This window comes from Streptococcus sp. SN3 (assembly GCF_030439905.1).
This window is the reverse complement of record NZ_JAQFJF010000006.1, coordinates 58,752-80,619: the sequence shown is the minus strand read 5'-3', so window position 1 is coordinate 80,619 and position 21,868 is coordinate 58,752. Positions and strand designations below refer to the sequence as shown.

Below are 21,868 nucleotides of genomic sequence, written 5' to 3'. Positions count from 1 at the left end.
AAAACCCACTTAATTTCTCCATACTTAAGTGGGTTTAGCATTTATTCCTTGTTCTTATATTTTTCTTCAAGAAGAAACTTATCAATTGCCTGCGCGCAGCCATCATGATCATTATCAGCTACGATGACATCCGCCAATCCTTTAATACTCTCATTAGCATTTCCCATAGCAATGCCCAAGCCTGCTTCACGAATCATACTTTCATCGTTATCTGCGTCACCAACAGCAATGATTTGTTCCATAGGAAGTTGCAAATATTGAGCCAGGTGAGCTAAACCTTGCCCTTTTTCAACACCCCGCGCTGTTAGTTCAAGACCACTTACTTCTGATTTTATCATGGCAATATCCTCAGATAACAAAGTTCCATACGATTGATCTCGTTCATCAGCTGTTAAGTGATAGATGTTGATCTTACCAAAATTTTCTCTTTCCTTTGCTAACAAATCACAGATATTATCTACTAATACCGCTGTTTCATCATACAGTTCAGTATAAATTTCCATATAGTAGTTCGCAATGTTCTCAAAATGAGAGCGCTGAAGATAGCCTTGTCCATTGATCATACCGACCACCATTAAATCGTGAGCTTCTGCCAACGCCTTCACTTTATCCACCACAACAGCAGGTAATGTTTGCTCCGCTAAAGTTTGCTTCATTTCCAAATCATAAATCAATGCACCACTAGCAAGAACGGCATAGCGAATCCCTTGCAAATCTTTTTTATAAAGACCTAGTTCTGACAGAGAGCGCCCTGTTGAAAGTGCAACTTGTTTTCCAGCTGAATGCGCTCTGTCAATAGCTGCAATACTACTTTTAGCAATCGTCTTTTGACTGGTTAAAAGCGTTCCATCCATGTCAAATGCAATCAATTGATACATAACATTTCTCCTTTTTTTACTAAAATTAGTATAGCATAAAAGCTCAAAAATAGTAAAAAAGCTTAAAACCATGTTATCAAAAACGTTGGTTTTAAGCTTTTTTATTGTCGTTCATTCCTTAATTTTAACTAGAGACTAAGTTCTTATTTAACCTCTTTAATTGTCAACAAAGTTGAAGATCTATTTACAATTCTTTTTTATACTTTTCAACTTCTGCTTTATTAGCCCAGACAAAGTGTCCTGGACGAATTTCAACCATTTCTGGCTTATCTACTGAATAATCATGTTGAGCAGCATCATAAACCTTCAATACTTTCTTCCGCTCCAATATTGGGTCTGGAATTGGGACAGCAGATAGCAATGACTGCGTATAAGGATGGATTGGATTATTGAAGAGTTCTTCTGTTTCAGCCACTTCTACAATCACACCCTTATAAATAACAGCAATACGGTCTGAGATAAAACGTACAACTGATAAATCATGGGCAATGAAAAGATAAGTCAAGCCTAGATCTTTTTGGAATTTCTTAAGAAGATTCAAAACTTGTGCGCGCACAGAAACGTCAAGTGCTGAAATCGGCTCATCTGCAATCACAAAATCTGGCTCCATAACAAGCGCACGAGCAATCCCAATCCGTTGACGCTGACCACCAGAAAATTCATGCGGATAGCGGGTCAAATGCTCTGATAACAACCCTACCTCATGAATAATATCTTTCACCTTTTTCTGACGTTCTTCTTCATCTTTAAACAGATGGAAATTATACAGACCCTCTGAAATAATATAATCAACCGTCGCACGTTCATTCAAACTAGCAGCAGGGTCTTGGAAAATCATTTGAATCTTGCGAATCACTTCTGATTCTTCCTCTTTTGATTTCTTACCATTGATTCTCTTTCCATCAAAGAAGATATCTCCCTTGCTAGTATCGTTCAAACCAATAATGGCACGACCGATTGTTGTCTTACCAGAGCCGGATTCTCCTACAAGTGAAAACGTTTCTCCTTTATTGATAAAGAAATTAGCATTTTTTACAGCAACAAATTTCTTGCTTCCTTCACCGAAGGAAATTTCCAAATCTTTAACTTCTACTAATTTTTCAGGCATTTCCTTCCTCCTAAGCGTCTAAATGAGCAAAACCCATTTTTGAGCTAATTTTTTCATGTAAATCATCAATAACAGCAGGTTTATTCACTTTTGGAGCATTTTCATGAAGCAACCATGTTTTTGCCCAATGTGTATCTGATACATAGATTTGAGGTGGTTTTTCCTCAAAATCAATTTCCATCGCATAATCTGAACGAAGAGCGAAAGCATCTCCTTGCAAGTGTGAATAAAGAGACGGCGGTGTGCCAGGAATAGAGTAAAGCTCTCCTTTATCATCTGCCAACTGTGGCAAGCTTGATAACAAGCTCCAAGTATAAGGATGACGTGGATCATAAAAGACGTCTTCTACTGTACCATACTCGACGATTTCTCCAGCATACATAACGGCAACTTTATCCGCAATACTTGCTACCACTCCAAGGTCGTGGGTGATAAAAATAGTAGTGAATTGATACTCTTGTTGCAATGATTTCAACAAATCAATGATTTGTGCTTGAATGGTAACATCAAGTGCTGTTGTAGGTTCATCACAGATTAGAATATCAGGACGACAAGCAAGCGCAATGGCAATAACGATCCGTTGACGCATTCCTCCTGAATATTGGAAAGGATACTCACTAAAACGCTTTTCAGCATCAGGAATACCGACTTTATTCATATAGTCAATAGCCATTTCCTTCGCTTCTTTTGCCGTTTTCTTTTGATGTTTTACAATAACTTCTGTAATCTGGCTACCAATCGTATTAATTGGGTCTAAACTTGTCATTGGGTCTTGGAAAATAGTCGCAATTTTAACACCACGAATAGGTTCCCAATCTTTATTGGATTTCAATTTTGTCAAATCTTGTCCACGATAGTTAATCGATCCTTGCGCTACTCGACCATTATCCTCTAACATTCCAGTAAAAGTCTTTGTTAAAACAGATTTACCAGAACCTGACTCTCCTACGAGAGCAAGAACTTCACCTTCGATGAGGTCAAGTGATACACCACGAATGGCGGTTAAGACTTTATCACGAACGTCAAATTCCACGACAATATCGCGGGCAGTCAATATTACATTTTTTTCTTGTGTCATATTTACTCCTATCTATGTGTACGTGGATCACTAGCATCCGCTAAGTTCTGACCGACAACGAATAGGGAAAGGGAAACCAAAATCAACGTTGTTAATGGAATCCAGAAAAGATATGCATTTGTTGTAACATTTTGTGAATAATCCGAAATCAAACGCCCTAAACTTGGCACCGTCACAGGAAGTCCCAAACCAAAGAAAGACAGAAAGGCTTCGTATGAAATGAAACTTGGAAGTAATTGTGAAGCAGTTGTCACAATCACAGAAACCAACTGTGGCATAATATTTTTTACAATGATTTTAACAGTCGGTGTTCCCAAAGTGCGACTGGCAAGGTTATACTCTAAATCACGATAACGTAGAATTTGGATACGAATATTGTAAGCAATCCCAATCCAACCAGTGATGGTCATAGCAAAAATCAAATTCCAGAAACCTGCACCGATTGAGTAAGTCAAGACAATGACAATCAAAAGCGGTGGAATGTTAGAAATGATATTATAAATCTCAATCATCACACGATCGACAGTCTTTGAAATTCCCCAGATACCACCAATAACAATACCAATCACAAGGTTAATCATGGTTGCAATAACTGAAATAAGAATAGAGTTACGTGCTCCAAACCACACTCCGTCAAAGAGGGATTTTCCGTTACTATCTGTACCAAACCAATATTGGGAATTCGGTTTGATATAACGAGCACTAAAATCATTTACTTTACTTACATCATTAAAATCGAAATTTGAAAAAATCGGATAGATGAAACTCATCAAAACAATTGCAACAAGAATACCCAACATAGCAATTGTTGATTTTTTCCTTAAGAATTGACGCATAACAGATTTCCAGTAAGAATAAGCTGGCGCATCAATTATTTCAGAGGCAAAATCATCGCGTTTTACAAATGTGAACTTACTTTTATCAATTGTAGCCATTATTTACCTCCTTTTGATGTTAATTTAATACGTGGGTCAAGCATGGTCATCAGAATATCACCCAATAGAAGAGCGAAAATAGAAAGACATGTAAAGATAAATACAAGACCAACGACCATAGAATTATTAGATGCTTTAACAGAGTCAATCAGCATTTTACCCATTCCAGGGAAAGCAAAGATTGTTTCGGTCAAAGTCGCACCTGTGATAACTCCGATAATAGCACCAGGTATACTGGATACAAGTGGTACCATGGCGTTTTTAAAAATATGTTTATTTGAAATTTCTTGTTCAGAGAGACCTTTTGCCCGTGCAAAACGAACAAAGTCTTGTGATTGCAGGTCAATCATATAACGACGAATCCAAACAGCTGTCCAAGGCGCACTCAAAAGCCCAAGAATAACTGCCGGAAGAACATAGGAACGCCAATCTCCCGCTCCCAAAATAGGGAAGGAATCCGGCAATCCAAGAGCCGAACCAATCAACCGAATGATATAAACCAAAGCGATGGTTGGCAATGACATCAAGAATGTCAAGGCTCCTGTTGAAATACTATCAAACAATGTATTCTTAAAGCGAGCCATGTAAGATCCAAGCGGAACAGCAATTAAGTAAGATAAAGCCAGACCAATCAAACCAACAATTGAAGAACTTACAATCATTGATGGATATTGGTAGTTACTTTCTGTTGCCGTATATGGATCATCTTTTCCATAATTAGCAACATCACGCGCATCGGCTTGTTTTGGAGATTTATAAGTTCTTGTATAAATGTTGACAGACGAAGTTTTCTTACCTGTCGGGAATTGAACTTCAGAAGTTTTCGTTTGTCCTTGCCCTTGCGAAATAACTTGTAAAACAGGAAGATTCGCATAAGTTGGATAAGAAATACCTAGATTTAATCTTACAAAATTTTGATGGATAAATGGAAATTGACTGTTGAAATATAACAAGTATTTATGTTTCGTTCCAGAACCAACAACAGACCAACCAATAGCAGGATCATTTTCAATACGAAGATAACGCTTCAAGTTTGGATTAGAAGCATCTTTCACAGCACCTGTATGGTCAATTTGAATCAAATTGCCATAGAAACCAAGAACGCGTTCATAAACTGGAACCTCTCGAGTTGCATAAAATTGCTTACTTTCTTTGAATTGCTGCAATTTCCAACCACGCCCCAACTTTTTGATGTAAGCTTCATAGATTTTTTTATTTGCATTAGTAGGTTCTACTGTTACAGAAGGATTCTCTTTACTAGCTTTTTCTTGTAATTCCTTCGTATCATAGTAGTCAATGTAACCCATACGCTCAAAAATTGTATTTTCATAATTAGTCTTTTTATCAGGAGTTGTAGCTATTTTATTATAGTTTGGATCCTGCTTGAAAATCAACTTTCTTGGCACCATAGTATAGATAATGGTGTAAGTCAATGTTGTTACCATGAAAATAGATACTAAAGAGCGTAAGATACGCATAAAAATATATTTCTTCATTTACCGTTTCCTTTAAAATCCCAAAAGAACTTTCTCCCCTGTTAGAGAAAGTTCTGATGAGAAGTTTATTTTACATGATCTGCTAATTCTTTGGTATTTACTGATTTAGCATGAGTCACATCAGATATTCTACTTCAATCACTATGATTAAGTTATTAAACCTAACCTGTCAGTCAAGACCGAAGGAAGGGATAGAAAAATGTCACGCGTTACGACAAATACCTATTTTCGATTTTAGAATACCTTCAATTTTAAACTGATTGTTTAAAATTATACCACAATTCTAGTCAATTGTAAAATCAATTGTCAGAATATTTTTATCATAAATGAACCTTTTTTGTTTTTCTGTTAAATTTTTTTCAATTATTTAACATGATCTGCAAGTTCTTCTTGAGCTTTTTTATTAGATTTTGATCGCTCTTTATTCCATTTAGTCATAGCTTTCTTGTACTGATCTTGTGTAACAGGCTCATCTTGGAGTTCAAGATATTTATATAGAATGATTTCACTATTCCCTTTGTTTCCTGACCAAGCAAATGGATTAGTAAATGGCACTGTGCGAGAAAGAATTGGGCGACCCGTTAGCGTTGTTGTTGGAATAACTAATGCATTATCAGTCAACCAAGCTTGGGCTGCCGCATATTTTTCATAGCGTGCATTCGTATTAGTGGTTTCTTTTTCAGCCTCGTTCAACAGCTTTTCATATTCGTTCATACCAACTTGTGCTGCTGCAGCGTTATTCGTACCTGCATCAAATCCTAGATAGGTCTTTGTGCTTTCACCGCTTGAAGGTTTGATGATATCAAGATAGGTAGATGGATCTTGGAAGTCTGGACTCCAACCAACATTATCAGAAAGATCCCAATCTTCTGCAGCTGCAGATTCAGCAAAGTAAGTGATATTATTTACATCGTCTTTAGACATTTGTTGAATGTCAATCACAACATTTTCTTTGCCAAGATTTTTTTCAATCGATTGTTTCAATGATTGTACACGTTGAACTTTATTCGTTGCCGTTTGGTCAACTGGCATATCAATGTGAATCGGGAATTGAACACCGTCTGCTTGAAGCACTGCTTTCGCTTTGGCTAATTTTTCCTTGGCTTTCGTTGGATTGTAAAGACCGTCTTGCGCATCATTTAAGTTGACATCTTTCCAACTTTCATCGTAGCTGACTAATTTTTCTTTGACCAATTCTCCAAAGTTCTTATCATCTGTTTGAACAAAAGTTGGTGGTACAAAGAGATTACGAAGCATCTTTGTCGCACCATCTTTACCATTCACCTGTGAAGCATAAGCAGTACGGTCAAATGCAAAGGTAATTGCTTGACGGAAATCTTTATTCAATAATGCTTTCTTAGTAGATATCTTTTGAGCATCCGTTGTCTTTGATGTATGATTGTAAGATTGACGATCGATGTTTGTAGCCACTAGATAAGTGGTTGCATCTTGTGGAGTATAAACGATGTTGTTTTTGTATTTCTTGCTGACGGAAGCATAACTTGGACTAGTTGGAAATACTTTTGCATTGGTAAATGAACCGTCACTAAATCCTTTAGCAAGTTTATCTTGGTCTTGACCATCATAGTAAGACAATTTGATGTTATCAATGTGTACATTTTTCTTATCCCAATAGTTTGGATTTTTAGCCAATTCAACAGATGATTTTGCAGTGATAGATTTTAGCAAGTATGGTCCATTATAAAGAAGACTAGATGGGTCTGTTGCTTGTGCAAATTTATTTCCTTTTGATTTCAAAAATTCTGCATTAACTGGCGCTAAAACGCCCATTGTTGTTTTTGAGTTCCAAAAGCTTTCTGGTCGATTCAGAGTATATTGAACCGTATAATCATCAACCGCTTTGATACCGACAGAAGAGAAATCTTTATTTTCACCCTTCATGTAAGCATCCAGGCCTTTGATTGAATCTTGTACCAAATAAATAGCATCGGATTTCTTATCTGCAGCGTGTTTCAAACCAGCCACAAAGTCTTGCGCTTTGACTTCGGCATACTCTTCACCTTCGGATGTATACCATTTGACACCTTTACGAAGTTTATAAGTGTAAGTCAAGCCATCTTTGGAAACCGTCCAATCCTTTGCCACAGAAGGGATTAAATTTCCGTAACGGTCATTTTCTAAAAGTCCATCAATGACATTACTTGTAATATTTGAAGTAGAAGCCTTCCCAGTTGTCAAATAATCCAAATTATCTGGATCTTGCTCATAAACATATGAAAATGTTTTGTTGCTAGAACTTGTTTTAGAGCCAGAACAAGCCGTTAAGGCTCCTGCTGTAAGTAGGGTAACAGCCGCTAAAGCAATGATTTTACTTTTCTTCATGAATATTCCTCCCAAATTCATTATTTTTATACATTCTAGCACACAAACAGTAAAAAGTAAATAGAATTTTCTAAATTTTATGACATATTTTGAAAGCTGATTTAATAAGGTTTATATTAATCTATTAACCTTTAGAAATTAAAAAAGCAGGTTTTCCTCACCTTTTAGTGAGTTTTACCTGCTTTTATCATTGTATTATTTTACATGATCAGCTAATTCATCTTGCGCTTTTTTATTAGACTCGGCTTTTTCTTTTTGCCATTTCTTCTTAGCTGCTTCATAGTCTTTCTTCGTGACAGCATCTTTACCGACTTTAATGTATTTATAGTAGGTTGAGCTACCTTTACTACCTGTTTGCGCAAATGCACCTGAGAACGGTTGAATGCGTGACACAAAAGTTCCGGCACCTGTTGAAGCCATTGTTGGCAAGACAAGCGAACTGTCTGTTAACCAAGCTTGTGCTGCTGCATATTTTTCATAACGTTTTGCAATGTCTGTTGTTTCTGCACCTGCTTCATCGACTAATTTATTATATTCGTCCAAGCCTACTGCTTTAGCACCGGCATTTTCACTACCAGAGTCAAAACCAAACCAAGTCTTCGTATTGTCAGAAGCCGTTGATTTCAAAATATCAAGATAAGTAGATGGATCTTGATAATCAGGACTCCAACCAACAGCACCTGAAATATCCCAGTCTTCTCCAGCTGCATTTGGAGCATAGTAAGTGACGTTATTAAAGTCGTCTTCTGACATCATATTCAAGTCCATGACAACATTTTCTTTGCCGAGTACTTTTTCAACAGATTGTTTTAAAGACTGCATCCGAGCAACGTAGTTCTTAGAAGTTTCTACAACAGGAACGTCTAAGTGGATTGGGAATTTCACACCTTGAGCTTGCAAAGCTTCTTTTGCTTTTGCAAATTTTGCTTTTGCTTTTGTTGGATTGTACAAGCCATTTTGTGAATCAGCTAGTTTGACACCCTTCCAGTCATCGCCATAGCTTGCTAATTTTTCTTCTACAACATCACTAAATGATTTTTCACCAACTTGAACAAAATTAGATGGTACAAACATATTACGGATTGCTGTGGCAGCACCATCTTTACCATTTACTTGTGCTGCATAAGATTCGCGGTCAAGTGCAAAGTTCAAAGCTTGACGGAAGTCTTTGTTCAACAATGCCTTTTTCGTTGAATTTTTTTCTTCATCTGTTTTCTTAGCCGTATGGTTGTAAGATTGACGGTCAATATTAAGGGCTAAAGCAGCCGTTCCAGAGCCTGCTTCTGCTGTATAGATATTGTCCTTGAATTGTTTTTCAAAAGTTGCAAAGTTTGAACTTGTTGGGAAGAGGCGTGCGTATGAGTATGCCCCATCTTTGAAATTACGAGCCAATGAGTCTTGGTCTTGACCATCATAGTAAGCAAGTTTAATGCTATCAACTTTTACTTTATCTTTATCCCAATAATGTTTGTTTTTAACATACTCTACCGCAGATTTTGCTGTGATAGCTTTCATCAAGAATGGTCCATTATAAAGGATTGAGTTAGGGTCTGTTGATTGGCCAAATTTATTTCCTTTAGATTTCAAAAATTCGGCATTGATTGGCCACATAATGGCAGAGGTTGTCTTAGAATTCCAATATGGTTCTGGCTTGTTCAATGTATACTGAACAGTATAGTCATCAACCGCTTTCACACCTACCGTTGAAAAGTCTTTTGTTTGACCATTCACGTAAGCATCTAAACCTTTAATTGAGTTTTGAACCAAATAAAGAGCCTCAGATTTTTTATCGGCAGCATGTTTCAGTCCAGTTACAAAATCTTGCGCCTTGACTTCAGCATATTCTTCACCTTCTGATGTGTACCATTTGGCACCCTTACGAAGTTTATAAGTATAGGTTAAACCATCTTTTGATACAGTCCATGACTTAGCCATTGATGGTACAAGATTTCCATATTTGTCATTTTCTAACAATCCGTCAACTCCATTTGTCACAAGATCGCTAGTGGTTGCTTTTCCTGACGTTACATAATCCAAAGTTTCTGGATCACCAGAATACACATAACCAAATTTTGTTTCAGCCGAGTTCGATTTCGAACCCGAGCAAGCTGTTAAAAAACCAGCAGTTAGTAGGGCTACCCCTGCTACTGCAATAATTTTACTTTTTTTCATAGGTACCTCCGAAAACTATGATATATTCTAATTATACTATATCTTACTAAAAAGTAAAGAATTTTCAAACAAATCTTTTACTAAAAAATGTGATTGTATTCCAAATGCCTTCAAAAAATAGATTTGCTTCTCGTATCTTATCAGTGAATACACTGTTTTTATGTCTTTTTCTCTGAACAAATGACATACGTTTCAAACTCCAGATTCGGCATACATTCTGCTAAATCGTTCTCAATGCGCTTCAGTGCTTCTAAACGCATTTCAACAGATGTATGAGCATTTCCTTGAATGATAAAAATAGCATTCTTTGTCTCGTCATCAAATTTATAGTTTTCTCCGTCACGAACATCTAGCCATGCTAAAATTCCTTTTTGATCACGATAAACATAATCAGTCTGTGAAACGTGTTTTTCCGTAGATAAAATAGGTAGAAAAACATCTTCTTTTTGACTAACCGTAAATTCAATTTGCCCCGCTATTTTATCCAAATCATGCCCACCGATGGCTAATAAAGAATGTAAAGATTCAACATTATAAATATCAATAATACTATTAATATTCGGGAAGGAGCCACGATGTCGAATATTCCGAATAAGCGCCAAAACGGTAGGAGGATTCTTCTTGACACTACGTCCGACACTTTGCAACAAATCCTTGTAGCCTTGAATGACTGGAGTATCAGACACCTCATCGATATCGCAATTCAATGCCCACTTTTCCATCTCTTTTTGCTTTTTCAAAAATGAAGCAGGTAAAGGTGCATGTGGGTCTACATTTTTAGCGATGCCAATAACCACATTTTTAATCCCAAGCATTGCGAGACTTTCATTCAGTATAAATTTCATCATGATCCACCTCCGTTTCATTATTTATTGAGCTCATCAACTATTCAAATTGTATCATTTTTAGGAGAAAATTTCTTACTTTAGTTTTAAAATGCTGTCTTTCATTCATATTGACAAATTTTTCTCCTATGAGAAATGCTAAAAAGACTGGAATTGCTTCCAATCTTATTTCTCACTATTTTCAACTGCTGCTGTAACAAAAGCTGTATAAAGTCCTTCTGGACGATTAGGACGGCTAGATAATTCTGGGTGGTATTGACAAGCCACAAAGAATTTATTTTCTGGAATTTCAACAATTTCCACCAAGCGATTGTCCGGTGAAACTCCTGAGAATACAAAACCGGTATCTTCAAATTGTTGACGGAATTCATTATTAAATTCGTAACGGTGGCGGTGGCGACGCTGAACAACTTCTTGATTATCATAAGCTGCAGCGGCTTTGGATCCACGTTTTAGTTTAGACGGATAAAGTCCTAAGCGAAGTGTCCCTCCCATATCTTCCACATCAATCTGATCACGCATCAAATCAATAACAGGATGTTGCGTATCAGGGTTCAATTCTGAAGAATTAGCGTCATTAAATCCTAGCACATGGCGAGCAAACTCAACACAAGTCAACTGCATACCAAGGCAAATTCCAAGCATTGGCACATCATTTTCACGCGCATATTGAATCGTCGCAATCTTTCCTTCCGTTCCACGATGACCAAATCCACCCGGCACAATAATCCCGTCCGCATCATTCAGCAACTCGGCGACATTTTCAGTTGTGACATCATTCGCATTGATCCAGCTCAGTTTAATTTCTGCATCATTGGCGTAACCAGAATGTTTGAGAGCTTCCACAACAGAAATGTAAGCATCTGGTAATTCCACATATTTCCCAACCAGTGCAATTTTTACTTGTTTCTTCAAGTTCATGACTTTATCAACCATAGCAGACCAATCCGTCATATCTGCTTCTGGCACATCCAACTTCAAGTGATCACAAACGATCTGATCCATGTTTTGCGCTTGCAGATTGAGCGGAATTTGGTACAAATGTTCCACATCTAAGGACTCAATCACTGCTTCTGGTGCTACATCACAAAATTGTGCCAATTTGTTCTTAATATTTTGGCCAGCCGGTTTTTCAGTACGAATAACAAGCATGTTCGGTTGAATTCCAAGACCACGCAATTCTTTTACAGAATGCTGAGTGGGCTTCGTTTTCATTTCCCCAGCAGCTTTCAGATAAGGAAGCAATGTCGTGTGGATATACATCACATTATCTGCACCAACATCTGCCTTCATTTGACGAAGTGCTTCTAAGAATGGCAAACTTTCAATATCTCCAACAGTTCCTCCTACTTCTGTGATAATCACGTCAGAGTCTGTTGTCGTTGCAGCGCGTTTAATTTTTTCTTTTAGAGCATCTGTAATGTGTGGAATGACTTGAACAGTTGCTCCAAGGTACTCACCTTTACGTTCTTTACGAAGAACTTCACTATAAATCTTACCCGTTGTCACATTTGAATATTTATTTAAGTTGATATCAATAAAGCGTTCATAATGCCCGAGGTCTAAGTCAGTTTCTGCACCATCATCCGTCACAAATACTTCCCCGTGTTGGTAAGGACTCATCGTTCCTGGGTCAATATTGATATAGGGGTCAAACTTTTGAATGGTTACCTTAAGACCACGATTTTTCAAAAGACGACCAAGACTTGCTGCCACAATCCCTTTACCGATCGAACTAACTACACCACCTGTAACAAAAATATATTTTGTTGCCATACATTCTCCTTATCTAAGATACAAAACTCATTTAGAAAACACACGAAAATGGGAAACGACTATTCATAAATCAACCTTTGCTTTTTCGATGTTTTCAGGCGTGTTCACTTCTAATAGCAAAAACAAAAACAGCTCCCTAGAGCTAGGGAGCTTTTGACTTCTTAAAAGAAGTGCCCGATATTATAATATCGCAGAATAAATTTTTTGTCAAATAAGAACAGAAGCAAACGTTAGCGGACTTAACTATTCTTCATCCTCTGAATCCACCTCATCATCTGAATAGTCTTCATCCTCTTCATTGAGTTCGACTTCTTCACCTAAATCATCAGGTGCAATTTCATTGATTTCAGCATCATACGCTTCTACTTCACTCTTTTCGTCGTCCGGATTATCCTCGTCATAATTAAGGGCAGGATCTGCTTCATATGAGTCTTCATCTTCTGGATCATCGTCATTGTAATCAATGGCATTTTCATCTCCGTCCATAAAGGCATTCACACGTTTTTTCTTCCGTTTCTTAGGAGTTTCTTCATCGTTATCTTCAAGGGCGATAATTTCCTCATCCACCTCGTCAATCGCATACCATGAACGCAAGCCCCATTTGTTATCTCCTAGAGGAATGAAACTGCCGTCTACATTTAACTCTGTATAAAAAAGCGGCAAGGCTTCACGAATATCACTATTTGATTTTTCAAGGTAATTTTGAATTTCATTGACAAGGTCATTAAAATACATTTCATGATTGCGACCACGTGTCTCTAAAATAGCACGCGCCACTTCAATCATAGAAAGTTCACTTTTTTCTTGTCCAGCAAATACTTCTAATTCCAAAATTGATCTCCTTTTAAGGTTTAAGAGCTTTTTTAGACTTGCTCTTAAAAATTAATTTGTTGAATTTTCGCTACTTTTTATTGTACGATAAAAATCTTCTTTCGTCAAAAAGAATTTTATTTTCCAATCAAGAAAATCACTCTTTTTCATCAAAATGACTTCTACTTTTATATAAAAGAAGCAAAAAGGCAATTCAGCCGAATCTCCGACTGAATTTGCCTTATGTATCATTAGATTATTTTACTTTTGCAGTACTTGTAATCAATTCAACGGCTTTTTTAATAACAATATCATGTTTCAACATATCTGTTGAAAGAAGTTGACGAACACGCTCCACTTCCATATTGTAGTCAGTTGCAAGTGAAGAAATTTCTGCTTCGATGTCTTCATCGCTCGCTTCAAATCCTTCTGCTTTTGCAACAGCTTCAATCACAAGATTAGTCTTAGTACGTTTTTCAGCGTCAGCTTCATGTTGTTTATGAAGATCTTCTTGAGTTGTACCAGTGATTTGGAAGTACATGTCTGGTGAAATACCTTGACGTTGCATGTTCCCAAGAAATTCATTTACAGAGCGATGAACTTCTTCGTGAACCATTTCTTCTGGCAATTCAACGATTTCTGCATTTTCTACTGCAAGGTCAAGTGCCGCAGATTCAACTGCATCATCAAACGCAATTTCTTTTGATTCAGCCAATTCTTTGCGGTATTTTTCTTTTAATTCATCCAGTGTTTCAACATCTTCATCAATGTCTTTGGCAAGTTCGTCATCTACTTCTGGAACTTCTTTTTCTTTGACTTCATGAATCGTAGTCACAAATTTAGCATCTTTACCTGCAAGATCTGTTGCTTGATAGTCTTCTGGGAATGTCACGTTTACTTCTACTGTTTCACCAGCAGCATGTCCAACTAATTGGTCTTCAAAACCTGGAATGAATTGACCGCTTCCAAGTTCAAGTGAGAAGTTATCTCCTTTACCACCATCAAATTCAACGCCGTCAACTGTTCCAACAAAATCAATCACAACTGTATCACCATTAGCAGCCTTATCTTCTTTCAATACAAGTTCTGCTAAATTATTGCGTTCGCGTTCAATTCTTGCATCTACATCTGCATCAGATACTTCTTTAGAGACATCAACAGATACTTCTAAGTTTTTATACTCACCTAATTTTACTTCGGGTTTTGTAACCACTTCCGCAGTAATGGTCCAATCTTGACCTTTTTCCATAGACGCCACATCAAATTGTGGTTGAGCAACAACTTCGATCTCTGCTTCTTTAACAGCAGCTTCATAAGCAGCTGGGAGAAGAGCATTTAATGTATCTTGGTAAAGAGCTTCTTCACCAAATCTTTGATTAAACACTGGACGAGGAAGATGACCTTTACGGAAACCTGGTACATTCAGATTTTTCTTAACTGAGTTAAATACACGATCCAATTCTGGCTTGATTTGTTCTTGACTAATTGTAAATGTCAAAACTCCGCGATTTGTTTCTTTGCTTTCAAATGATACAGACATTCTGTCATTTCTCCTTAAAATTTATTGAATACAATCAATTATACCATAAATACACGTTATTTCACAAATTTTCTAATGAAAAATTTAACGATTTTTCCGTCCATTTGCTGATTTTGCTCTTTATGCTTTTCGAATTTTATCTTTTTGGTAAGCAGCTCGCGCTCCACCGATTAGCTTTGGACGACTGGCAAGCGCAGTCACATGCGCTTCTCCGAGTTCTCTCAAAATTGGTCGTACTGGAATTTGGACGTGCTTAATATGCATACCAATTGCTGTATCTCCGATATCCATCCCTGCTTGAGCCGTAATAAATTCCACTTCAACTGGGTTGTTCATATATTTAAAAGCTGCTAATTGACCACTTCCACCAGCATGAAGAGTTGGCAACACATTGACAATTTCCAGATTTTGTTTCTGCGCCAATTCTTTCTCCACGACCAAAGCACGATTGACATGTTCACATCCCTGAACTGCCAAGTAAATTCCGCGAAGTGACAACATATCCAACATAGTTTTGACAATAGCCTCTCCCGCTTCTTGATTGGAATTTTTTCCAATATGCCCTCCAATCACCTCACTGGAAGACAAGCCCAGTACAAAAATATCACCGGAAGATAGTGCTGATTTCTCTAAAACATCTGCTAAAATGGTTTGAGTTTGTTTTTTCAATTCTTGTAAATTCATCATTTTACCTCGTTTCATTTTGTCATAAATACTTCTGAATATATTTACAAATAGAGCTTTTAGAAGCCCAAGAGGACACCGCCCTTATTTGTTTGACTTTTTCAAAACATCTGTCAACAGTTTATTCAAAATAGATCCGACAATTATCCCTAAGGTATTTTGGCAAAAGTTAGGAAATATTTCTGGAAAAGCCGCTCCCCAACCATGCATGATAGTGGAAGCAACAGCATAACCTCCTACCATAACAAGCGTAGCCAACACCAAACCGAGATAACGACTTCTTCCTTTAAAACCTGCAAAATATCCTTGTAAACTATGAAAAATCAAGCTAAAGAACATCCACTGTGGATAACCCGAAAGCAAATCAATGAGAAACCCAGCTAAACCACCGACGATGGCTCCTTCTTTTCTGCCAAAATAAAAGGCGGTAAAGAAAATACCTGCATCAAGGAACGTTAAAATCCCCGTTGGTGTTGGAATTTTTAAATAGTAGCCCAAAACAACTGTCAACGCAGCAATCATGGACAAAAGGACAAGTTTATATGTCTGATTTTTTTTCATATTGAACAACCCCATATTGATCTGAATGTTGGATAGCTTGATAAACAAATTTTTTTGAAATTTGAACAGCTTCAACAATTGATTTTCCTAACACTAACTGACTGGCAATGCTAGAAGCAAAGGTACAGCCAGCGCCCGTGTTATTGTTGTCTAAAACAGGTGATTCCAGAAATTGAAACTGCTCTCCATTATAAAAAACATCAACTGCTTTTTGAGAATCTAGACGATTCCCTCCTTTGATAACAACGGATTTAGCACCTAAGAAATGGAAAATTCTAGCCGCTTCTTTTACATCCTCCAGTGTTCGCAACTCTTTTTGAGCCAATAGTTCGGCTTCTGGTAAATTAGGCGTGATAATACTTGCATAAGGGAAAAATTTAATCAGTTCCTCTCGAAGTGCTGAGACCTCGACATCATGAGTTTCCTTGCAAACCAAGACAGGATCTAATACGACAGGAATGCCTGCATGAGCTTTCACAAAATCCAAGGCCAAATCTGCTATTTCAACATTTGGTAAGAGTCCTAGTTTGATGGCTGAGAAAGGCACATTCTTGAGAGAATGAAGCTGCTGAGAAAAAACAGTAGAATCAACAGGAATGACTTCAAAACCTTGCTCTGTCATGGCTGTCAGGCAAGTCACTGCCACAAAACCATGTAGTTGATTGACTGTATAAGTGGCTAAATCAGCGTGCAATCCGCCACCGCTAAAGATATCATTCCCTGAAATTGCCAGAATAAGATTATTCCTCATATCGTATCTCCTTTAGATAAAGTCCGTTTGGTGCTGCTGTTGGTCCAGCCAAATGACGATTTTTCTCTGTTAAAATTCTATCAATTTGCTCAACTGGCATTCGTTTATTTCCAATTTTCAATAAAGTACCGACCATATTGCGAATTTGCTTATACAAGAAGCCATTGCCAGAGAAAGTAAAAATCAGAAAGTTGCGTTTCTCATCAAAGTCTAAGTATGCTTTTGTAATCGTCCGAACTTTATTTTCCACACTAGTCCCTGAAGCTGTAAAACCCGTAAAATCATGAGTTCCTTCTAACTTTTCAATAGCTTCTTCAATCAAACTCAAATCAAGCGGATAAGGGTAATGGGTTGCATAATGGCGCATCATAGGATTTTTAGGACGCCCGATATCCACTATAAATTCATAGGTCTTGCTGTGTTTACAATATCTTGAATGAAAATCTTCATTCACCTCTTCTACGCTAATAAAATCAATGTCTTCTGGTGTCTGCGTATCAAGTGCGAAACGTAGTTTTTCTTCATCCCTTTTTTGTGGTAAATTAAAATGAATTACCTGCCCCAAAGCATGAACGCCACTGTCTGTGCGTCCAGCTCCATGAACGATGACAGGCTTTCCTCTATTGATTTTAGTTAAAGTCTTTTCAATCTCTTCTTGAACGCTGCGAGCATGAGGTTGCCGCTGAAAACCAGCAAAGTCATGACCATCGTAAGAAATAATCGCTTTATATCGTGTCATGTGTTTATTGTAACAAGAAATAAATTGGAAAACAAGAAACTAAAAACCCAACTGTCCGGGGACAGATTTTCATTAAAAATATGCTACACTAGAATACGGAGGAAAGATAAATGACTGATATTACTTTTTGCGAAAAGAAATTTCGATTTCGTTACAAAGCTGCTGCCGTCATTATTGAAGAAGGCGCGCTTGCTTTTATGACCAATCCAAACGAGGATTATTTTTATCCTTTAGGTGGAGCTGTTCAGCTAGGAGAAACTTCAGAAGAAGCTATTCTTCGAGAAATTAAGGAAGAAACTGGACAGGACTACGAAATCGATCGATTGCTGTTCATTCACGAAAATTTTTTCCAACAAAGTTCTGGCAAATTAGCCGGTCTGAATTGCCATGAAATTTCCTTTTATTACTTGATGAAGTCAAAAGGCCAGCAGTTCCCAAGCTTTTCTGCTGCCGAAACAGTTGAATGGATTCCACTAGATCGAATGGATGAGTATCAAGCCTACCCAAATTTTCTAGCAAAACTTGTTTCCACACAACCAACTGGTATCAAGCGCGTCATCACCAAAGATGAAAAACACACAATTTTATCCTTATAATATAAAAGAGCAGCGTCAAACTGCTCTTTTCTTATTGCTCAAAGGCATCTTTCATTTTATCAAAGAAACCTTTTTTCTTTGGATTGATTTTCATATCACCAGCTTCTGCGAACTCTTTCAACGCTGCTTTTTGTTTGTCGTTAAGTCCTGTCGGTGTTACAACATTGACTGTGACATACTGGTCTCCCATACTGCCGCCACGAAGGCTCGGTGCTCCCTTTCCACGCAGGCGGAAGCGTTTGCCAGTTTGTGTTCCTTCTGGAATGGTTAATTCCACATCACCGTGAACGGTTGGTATTTCCACGCTGTCACCTAAAGCTGCTTGAACAAAATTGAGATTGAGCTTATAATAAATGGTTGATCCATCCCGTTCAAACTTGTCACTTGATTCCACCTGAACGACGACATACAAATCACCATAAGGTCCACCATTGAAACCAGCTTCACCTTGCCCAGATAAGCGAACTTGTTGACCAGTTTCAACACCTGCTGGAATTTTAACATGAACACTATGAGCTTGCTTTTCATGCCCTGTTCCGTGACAAGTTTGGCAAGGGTCTTTGATTTCTTGTCCACGTCCATGACAGACATCACAGGTCACCTGACGGCGCATCATTCCAAGAGGTGTTTGTGTATCCACATTGATCACGCCTGCCCCATGACAGCGGCCACAAGTGACTGGATTGGTTCCTGGTTTCGCACCAGAGCCATGACAAGTATGACAGGTCGCCTCACGATTGTATTTAATTTCTTTGTCTGTACCAAAAATCGCTTCTTCAAACTTAAGGTTGACTCGATATTGCAGATCATCTCCTTGACGAGGTGCGTTTGGATTGCGACTTGCACCGCCTCCACCAAAGAAGCTAGAGAAAATATCTTCAAAGCCACCAAAGCTAGAACCATCAAAGCCACCGAAACCGCCAGCTCCACCACCGAATCCTCCATTGGCACCCGCAGCACCATATTGGTCATAGGCTGCCCGTTTTTGCTCATCACTCAAGGTTTCATAAGCCTCTTGGACTTCCTTGTATTTCTCTTCAGCACCCGGTTCTTTATTGATGTCTGGGTGATATTTCTTTGATAATTTCCGATAGGCTTTCTTGATCTCATCCTGAGATGCATTTTTAGAGACACCTAGACGGTCATAATATTCTGTATTATTCATTTAAGATACCAAGACCGTAAAATTCGACTGAAAAATAGGAAATCAAGCGACGGAGCGATGCTCCTAGGCTGATTTCTCTTTTTTCTGAGAATTTAGGTCGGGTTCAGTTCCTTTCTAATTTAGTATAAGAAAGAACCGGAAGTTTCCATTCCAATTTCTTTCTTACCGAAAAACAGAGGCTGGGCTGCAACCTCTGGATTTCTTCTTATCATTACGACGTTCTACAACAAAGTCGATTACACTTTGTTTTAGAAGTAGTACGGCGTTTAGGCAAGGCGCCATAGCGATTGCCGTAGAATGACAAGCACTTTAGTGATTAATCATTCTTAACGAGTTAGGCTGAATTGAGTTTCGGCTAAAAACTTCGGAAAAAAGATAAGCTATCTTTTGTGCATCGCACAAGGCGATGGCTTCCTATTTTTCTTTCGTTTTCCTAACGCCTCAACATCTTATTGAATCGAGCACGCCCTAACCTCTTGGTGAAAAAGATAAATCTTTCTAGAAACTAAAGTTTCTGCGTCAGATTTCCTATTTTCACTGTGAGGTTTTAACGGGCTTTGCATCTTATTTTTCAGTAAACTCTCCGTCTACGACGTCATCGCCTGCGTTTCCTGTTGCTTGTGCGCTTTCTGCTCCTGCTTGGGCTTGCTGAGCAGCAGCAGCTTGTTCGTAAAGTTTCATTGCTAGTGCTTGAGCTTTTTCGTTAAGAGCTTCCAATTTCGCTTTCATGTCGTCCAAGTTATTATCTTCTTGCGCTTTCTTAAGTTCATCAAGAGCAGCTTGGGCAGCGTCACGCTCTGCGTCGAAGCCTTTGCCTTCTGTTTCCTTGATAGTCTTTTCAGTCGCAAAGATAGCTTGGTCAACTTCATTACGAAGGTCAACCTCTTCTTTACGTTTCTTATCTGCTTCAGCGTTCGCTTCTGCATCCTTCATCATACGGTCGATTTCTTCGTCAGTCAGGCCGCTGTTAGATTGGATGACAATGTGTTGTTCTTTTTGAGTTCCAAGGTCTTTGGCTTTAACAGACACGATACCGTTCTTATCAATGTCAAATGTTACTTCGATTTGAGGGATTCCGCGAGGAGCAGCTGGGATATCTGTCAATTGGAAACGTCCAAGAGTCTTGTTATCTGCTGCCATTGGGCGTTCCCCTTGAAGAACGTGGATATCAACAGCTGGTTGGTTGTCTGCTGCAGTTGAGAAGACTTGTGATTTAGATGTTGGAATCGTTGTGTTGCGGTCAATCAGTTTAGTGAAGACACCACCCATTGTTTCGATACCAAGTGACAATGGTGTTACGTCAAGAAGGACAACGTCTTTGACATCACCAGTGATGACACCACCTTGAATAGCTGCACCCATAGCAACTACTTCGTCAGGGTTTACTGATTTGTTTGGTTCTTTACCAGTTTCAGCCTTAACAGCTTCCACAACGGCAGGGATACGAGTTGATCCACCAACTAGGATAACTTCATCGATTTCTGACAGAGAAAGTCCAGCGTCAGATAAAGCACGACGAACAGGACCTTTTGTACGTTCTACAAGATCACGTGTTAAATCATCAAATTTAGCACGAGTCAGGGTCATTTCCAAGTGGAGCGGTCCAGCTTCACCAGCTGTGATAAATGGCAGGCTGATTTGCGTTGAAGTCACACCTGAAAGATCCTTCTTTGCTTTTTCAGCTGCGTCTTTCAAACGTTGAAGCGCCATCTTGTCAGTTGATAAGTCAATGCCGTTTTCTTTCTTAAACTCAGCTACCATATGGTCAATAATCTTTTGGTCAAAGTCGTCACCACCGAGTTTGTTGTCCCCTGCAGTTGCTAATACGTCGAAGACACCATCACCCAATTCAAGGATAGAGACGTCAAATGTACCACCACCAAGGTCGAATACCAAGATTTTTTCTTCTTTTTCAGTCTTGTCCAAACCGTAAGCAAGAGCTGCAGCTGTTGGTTCGTTGACAATCCGTTCTACTTCAAGACCAGCGATTTTACCAGCGTCTTTGGTCGCTTGACGTTGTGCATCGTTAAAGTAAGCTGGCACAGTGATAACTGCCTTAGTTACTTTTTCGCCAAGATAATCTTCTGCATAACCTTTCAAGTATTGCAGAATCATGGCTGAAATTTCTTGTGGAGTGTACTCTTTTCCGTTAGCAGAAACTTTTTCAGAAGTTCCCATTTTTGATTTGATAGAAATCACTGTATCTGGGTTTGTCACTGCTTGACGTTTTGCGGCATCACCAACGATGATTTCACCATTTTTAAATGATACGACAGACGGAGTTGTGCGATTTCCTTCTGGATTTGCGATAATTTTGCTTTCAGTTCCTTCAAGAACTGCAACTGCTGAGTTTGTTGTACCTAAGTCAATACCGATAATTTTAGACATAAT

Annotated in this window: 18 protein-coding genes; 1 reads left to right on the top strand and 17 read right to left on the bottom strand. The window is 38.3% G+C overall.

What is annotated here, in order from left to right:
- Positions 1-41: 41 nt before the first annotated feature.
- The 15 genes from PCY71_RS11180 to truA all read right to left on the bottom strand — a co-directional run bounded on the left by PCY71_RS11180 (position 42) and on the right by truA (position 17,716).
- On the bottom strand, positions 42-878 hold the full coding sequence (locus PCY71_RS11180; RefSeq protein ID WP_301412631.1) for a Cof-type HAD-IIB family hydrolase: 837 nt from the start codon (positions 876-878) through the stop codon (positions 42-44).
- Between the two features lie 184 nt (positions 879-1,062).
- Entirely contained in the window at positions 1,063-1,986 is a 924-nt protein-coding gene (locus PCY71_RS11175) for an ATP-binding cassette domain-containing protein (protein WP_003070566.1), read from the bottom strand.
- A 10-nt stretch (positions 1,987-1,996) separates the two neighbouring features.
- On the bottom strand, positions 1,997-3,064 hold the full coding sequence (locus PCY71_RS11170; RefSeq protein WP_006268109.1) for an ABC transporter ATP-binding protein: 1,068 nt from the start codon (positions 3,062-3,064) through the stop codon (positions 1,997-1,999).
- Positions 3,065-3,072: 8 nt separating this feature from the next.
- Complete coding sequence (gene oppC, locus PCY71_RS11165) at positions 3,073-3,999, bottom strand: oligopeptide ABC transporter permease OppC (RefSeq protein ID WP_003070571.1); 927 nt, start codon at positions 3,997-3,999, stop codon at positions 3,073-3,075.
- The gene (locus tag PCY71_RS11160; protein WP_003070574.1) at positions 3,999-5,495 is read right to left on the bottom strand and encodes an ABC transporter permease; all 1,497 of its coding nucleotides are present in this window, start codon (positions 5,493-5,495) and stop codon (positions 3,999-4,001) included. The genes oppC and PCY71_RS11160 overlap by 1 nt, the downstream gene beginning before the upstream one ends.
- A gap of 363 nt (positions 5,496-5,858) precedes the next feature.
- Complete coding sequence (locus tag PCY71_RS11155; RefSeq protein ID WP_301412630.1) at positions 5,859-7,838, bottom strand: peptide ABC transporter substrate-binding protein; 1,980 nt, start codon at positions 7,836-7,838, stop codon at positions 5,859-5,861.
- Between the two features lie 195 nt (positions 7,839-8,033).
- On the bottom strand, positions 8,034-10,010 hold the full coding sequence (locus PCY71_RS11150) for a peptide ABC transporter substrate-binding protein (RefSeq protein WP_003070579.1): 1,977 nt from the start codon (positions 10,008-10,010) through the stop codon (positions 8,034-8,036).
- Positions 10,011-10,168: 158 nt separating this feature from the next.
- Positions 10,169-10,858, bottom strand: a complete 690-nt coding sequence (locus PCY71_RS11145) for a B3/4 domain-containing protein (protein WP_037597959.1) — start codon at positions 10,856-10,858, stop codon at positions 10,169-10,171.
- Positions 10,859-11,020: 162 nt separating this feature from the next.
- Complete coding sequence (locus PCY71_RS11140) at positions 11,021-12,631, bottom strand: CTP synthase (protein ID WP_301412629.1); 1,611 nt, start codon at positions 12,629-12,631, stop codon at positions 11,021-11,023.
- A gap of 243 nt (positions 12,632-12,874) precedes the next feature.
- Positions 12,875-13,462: a DNA-directed RNA polymerase subunit delta gene (rpoE, locus tag PCY71_RS11135; protein ID WP_003070583.1), complete on the bottom strand. Its 588-nt coding sequence runs from the start codon at positions 13,460-13,462 to the stop codon at positions 12,875-12,877.
- Between the two features lie 235 nt (positions 13,463-13,697).
- Positions 13,698-14,981, bottom strand: a complete 1,284-nt coding sequence (gene tig, locus PCY71_RS11130; RefSeq protein ID WP_037597966.1) for a trigger factor — start codon at positions 14,979-14,981, stop codon at positions 13,698-13,700.
- A gap of 120 nt (positions 14,982-15,101) precedes the next feature.
- Entirely contained in the window at positions 15,102-15,665 is a 564-nt protein-coding gene (locus PCY71_RS11125) for a TIGR01440 family protein (RefSeq protein WP_134971641.1), read from the bottom strand.
- A gap of 84 nt (positions 15,666-15,749) precedes the next feature.
- Positions 15,750-16,226, bottom strand: coding sequence for an ECF transporter S component (locus tag PCY71_RS11120; RefSeq protein WP_301412628.1), 477 nt, complete (start codon positions 16,224-16,226; stop codon positions 15,750-15,752).
- Complete coding sequence (locus PCY71_RS11115) at positions 16,204-16,977, bottom strand: bifunctional hydroxymethylpyrimidine kinase/phosphomethylpyrimidine kinase (RefSeq protein WP_247927540.1); 774 nt, start codon at positions 16,975-16,977, stop codon at positions 16,204-16,206. The genes PCY71_RS11120 and PCY71_RS11115 overlap by 23 nt, the downstream gene beginning before the upstream one ends.
- Positions 16,967-17,716, bottom strand: coding sequence for a tRNA pseudouridine(38-40) synthase TruA (gene truA / locus PCY71_RS11110; RefSeq protein WP_003070588.1), 750 nt, complete (start codon positions 17,714-17,716; stop codon positions 16,967-16,969). Before truA ends, PCY71_RS11115 begins: the two co-directional genes overlap by 11 nt.
- 110 nt (positions 17,717-17,826) lie before the next feature.
- On the opposite strand from truA, the gene PCY71_RS11105 reads away from it, so the two are divergent.
- Positions 17,827-18,312, top strand: coding sequence for an NUDIX hydrolase (locus tag PCY71_RS11105; RefSeq protein ID WP_301412627.1), 486 nt, complete (start codon positions 17,827-17,829; stop codon positions 18,310-18,312).
- Between the two features lie 31 nt (positions 18,313-18,343).
- On the opposite strand, the gene dnaJ is transcribed toward PCY71_RS11105, so the two are convergent.
- The gene (dnaJ, locus tag PCY71_RS11100) at positions 18,344-19,477 is read right to left on the bottom strand and encodes a molecular chaperone DnaJ (protein ID WP_301412626.1); all 1,134 of its coding nucleotides are present in this window, start codon (positions 19,475-19,477) and stop codon (positions 18,344-18,346) included.
- Positions 19,478-20,041: 564 nt separating this feature from the next.
- Positions 20,042-21,865, bottom strand: coding sequence for a molecular chaperone DnaK (dnaK, locus tag PCY71_RS11095; protein ID WP_247950568.1), 1,824 nt, complete (start codon positions 21,863-21,865; stop codon positions 20,042-20,044).
- Positions 21,866-21,868: the final 3 nt, after the last annotated feature.

Coding starts and splice junctions, on each gene's coding strand:
- PCY71_RS11180 (WP_301412631.1), bottom strand. CDS start 878: ATGTATCAATTGATTGCATTTGACATGGATGGAACGCTTTTAACCAGT.
- PCY71_RS11175 (WP_003070566.1), bottom strand. CDS start 1,986: ATGCCTGAAAAATTAGTAGAAGTTAAAGATTTGGAAATTTCCTTCGGT.
- PCY71_RS11170 (WP_006268109.1), bottom strand. CDS start 3,064: ATGACACAAGAAAAAAATGTAATATTGACTGCCCGCGATATTGTCGTG.
- oppC (WP_003070571.1), bottom strand. CDS start 3,999: ATGGCTACAATTGATAAAAGTAAGTTCACATTTGTAAAACGCGATGAT.
- PCY71_RS11160 (WP_003070574.1), bottom strand. CDS start 5,495: ATGAAGAAATATATTTTTATGCGTATCTTACGCTCTTTAGTATCTATT.
- PCY71_RS11155 (WP_301412630.1), bottom strand. CDS start 7,838: ATGAAGAAAAGTAAAATCATTGCTTTAGCGGCTGTTACCCTACTTACA.
- PCY71_RS11150 (WP_003070579.1), bottom strand. CDS start 10,010: ATGAAAAAAAGTAAAATTATTGCAGTAGCAGGGGTAGCCCTACTAACT.
- PCY71_RS11145 (WP_037597959.1), bottom strand. CDS start 10,858: ATGATGAAATTTATACTGAATGAAAGTCTCGCAATGCTTGGGATTAAA.
- PCY71_RS11140 (WP_301412629.1), bottom strand. CDS start 12,631: ATGGCAACAAAATATATTTTTGTTACAGGTGGTGTAGTTAGTTCGATC.
- tig (WP_037597966.1), bottom strand. CDS start 14,981: ATGTCTGTATCATTTGAAAGCAAAGAAACAAATCGCGGAGTTTTGACA.
- PCY71_RS11125 (WP_134971641.1), bottom strand. CDS start 15,665: ATGAATTTACAAGAATTGAAAAAACAAACTCAAACCATTTTAGCAGAT.
- PCY71_RS11120 (WP_301412628.1), bottom strand. CDS start 16,226: ATGAAAAAAAATCAGACATATAAACTTGTCCTTTTGTCCATGATTGCT.
- PCY71_RS11115 (WP_247927540.1), bottom strand. CDS start 16,977: ATGAGGAATAATCTTATTCTGGCAATTTCAGGGAATGATATCTTTAGC.
- truA (WP_003070588.1), bottom strand. CDS start 17,716: ATGACACGATATAAAGCGATTATTTCTTACGATGGTCATGACTTTGCT.
- PCY71_RS11105 (WP_301412627.1), top strand. CDS start 17,827: ATGACTGATATTACTTTTTGCGAAAAGAAATTTCGATTTCGTTACAAA.
- dnaJ (WP_301412626.1), bottom strand. CDS start 19,477: ATGAATAATACAGAATATTATGACCGTCTAGGTGTCTCTAAAAATGCA.
- dnaK (WP_247950568.1), bottom strand. CDS start 21,865: ATGTCTAAAATTATCGGTATTGACTTAGGTACAACAAACTCAGCAGTT.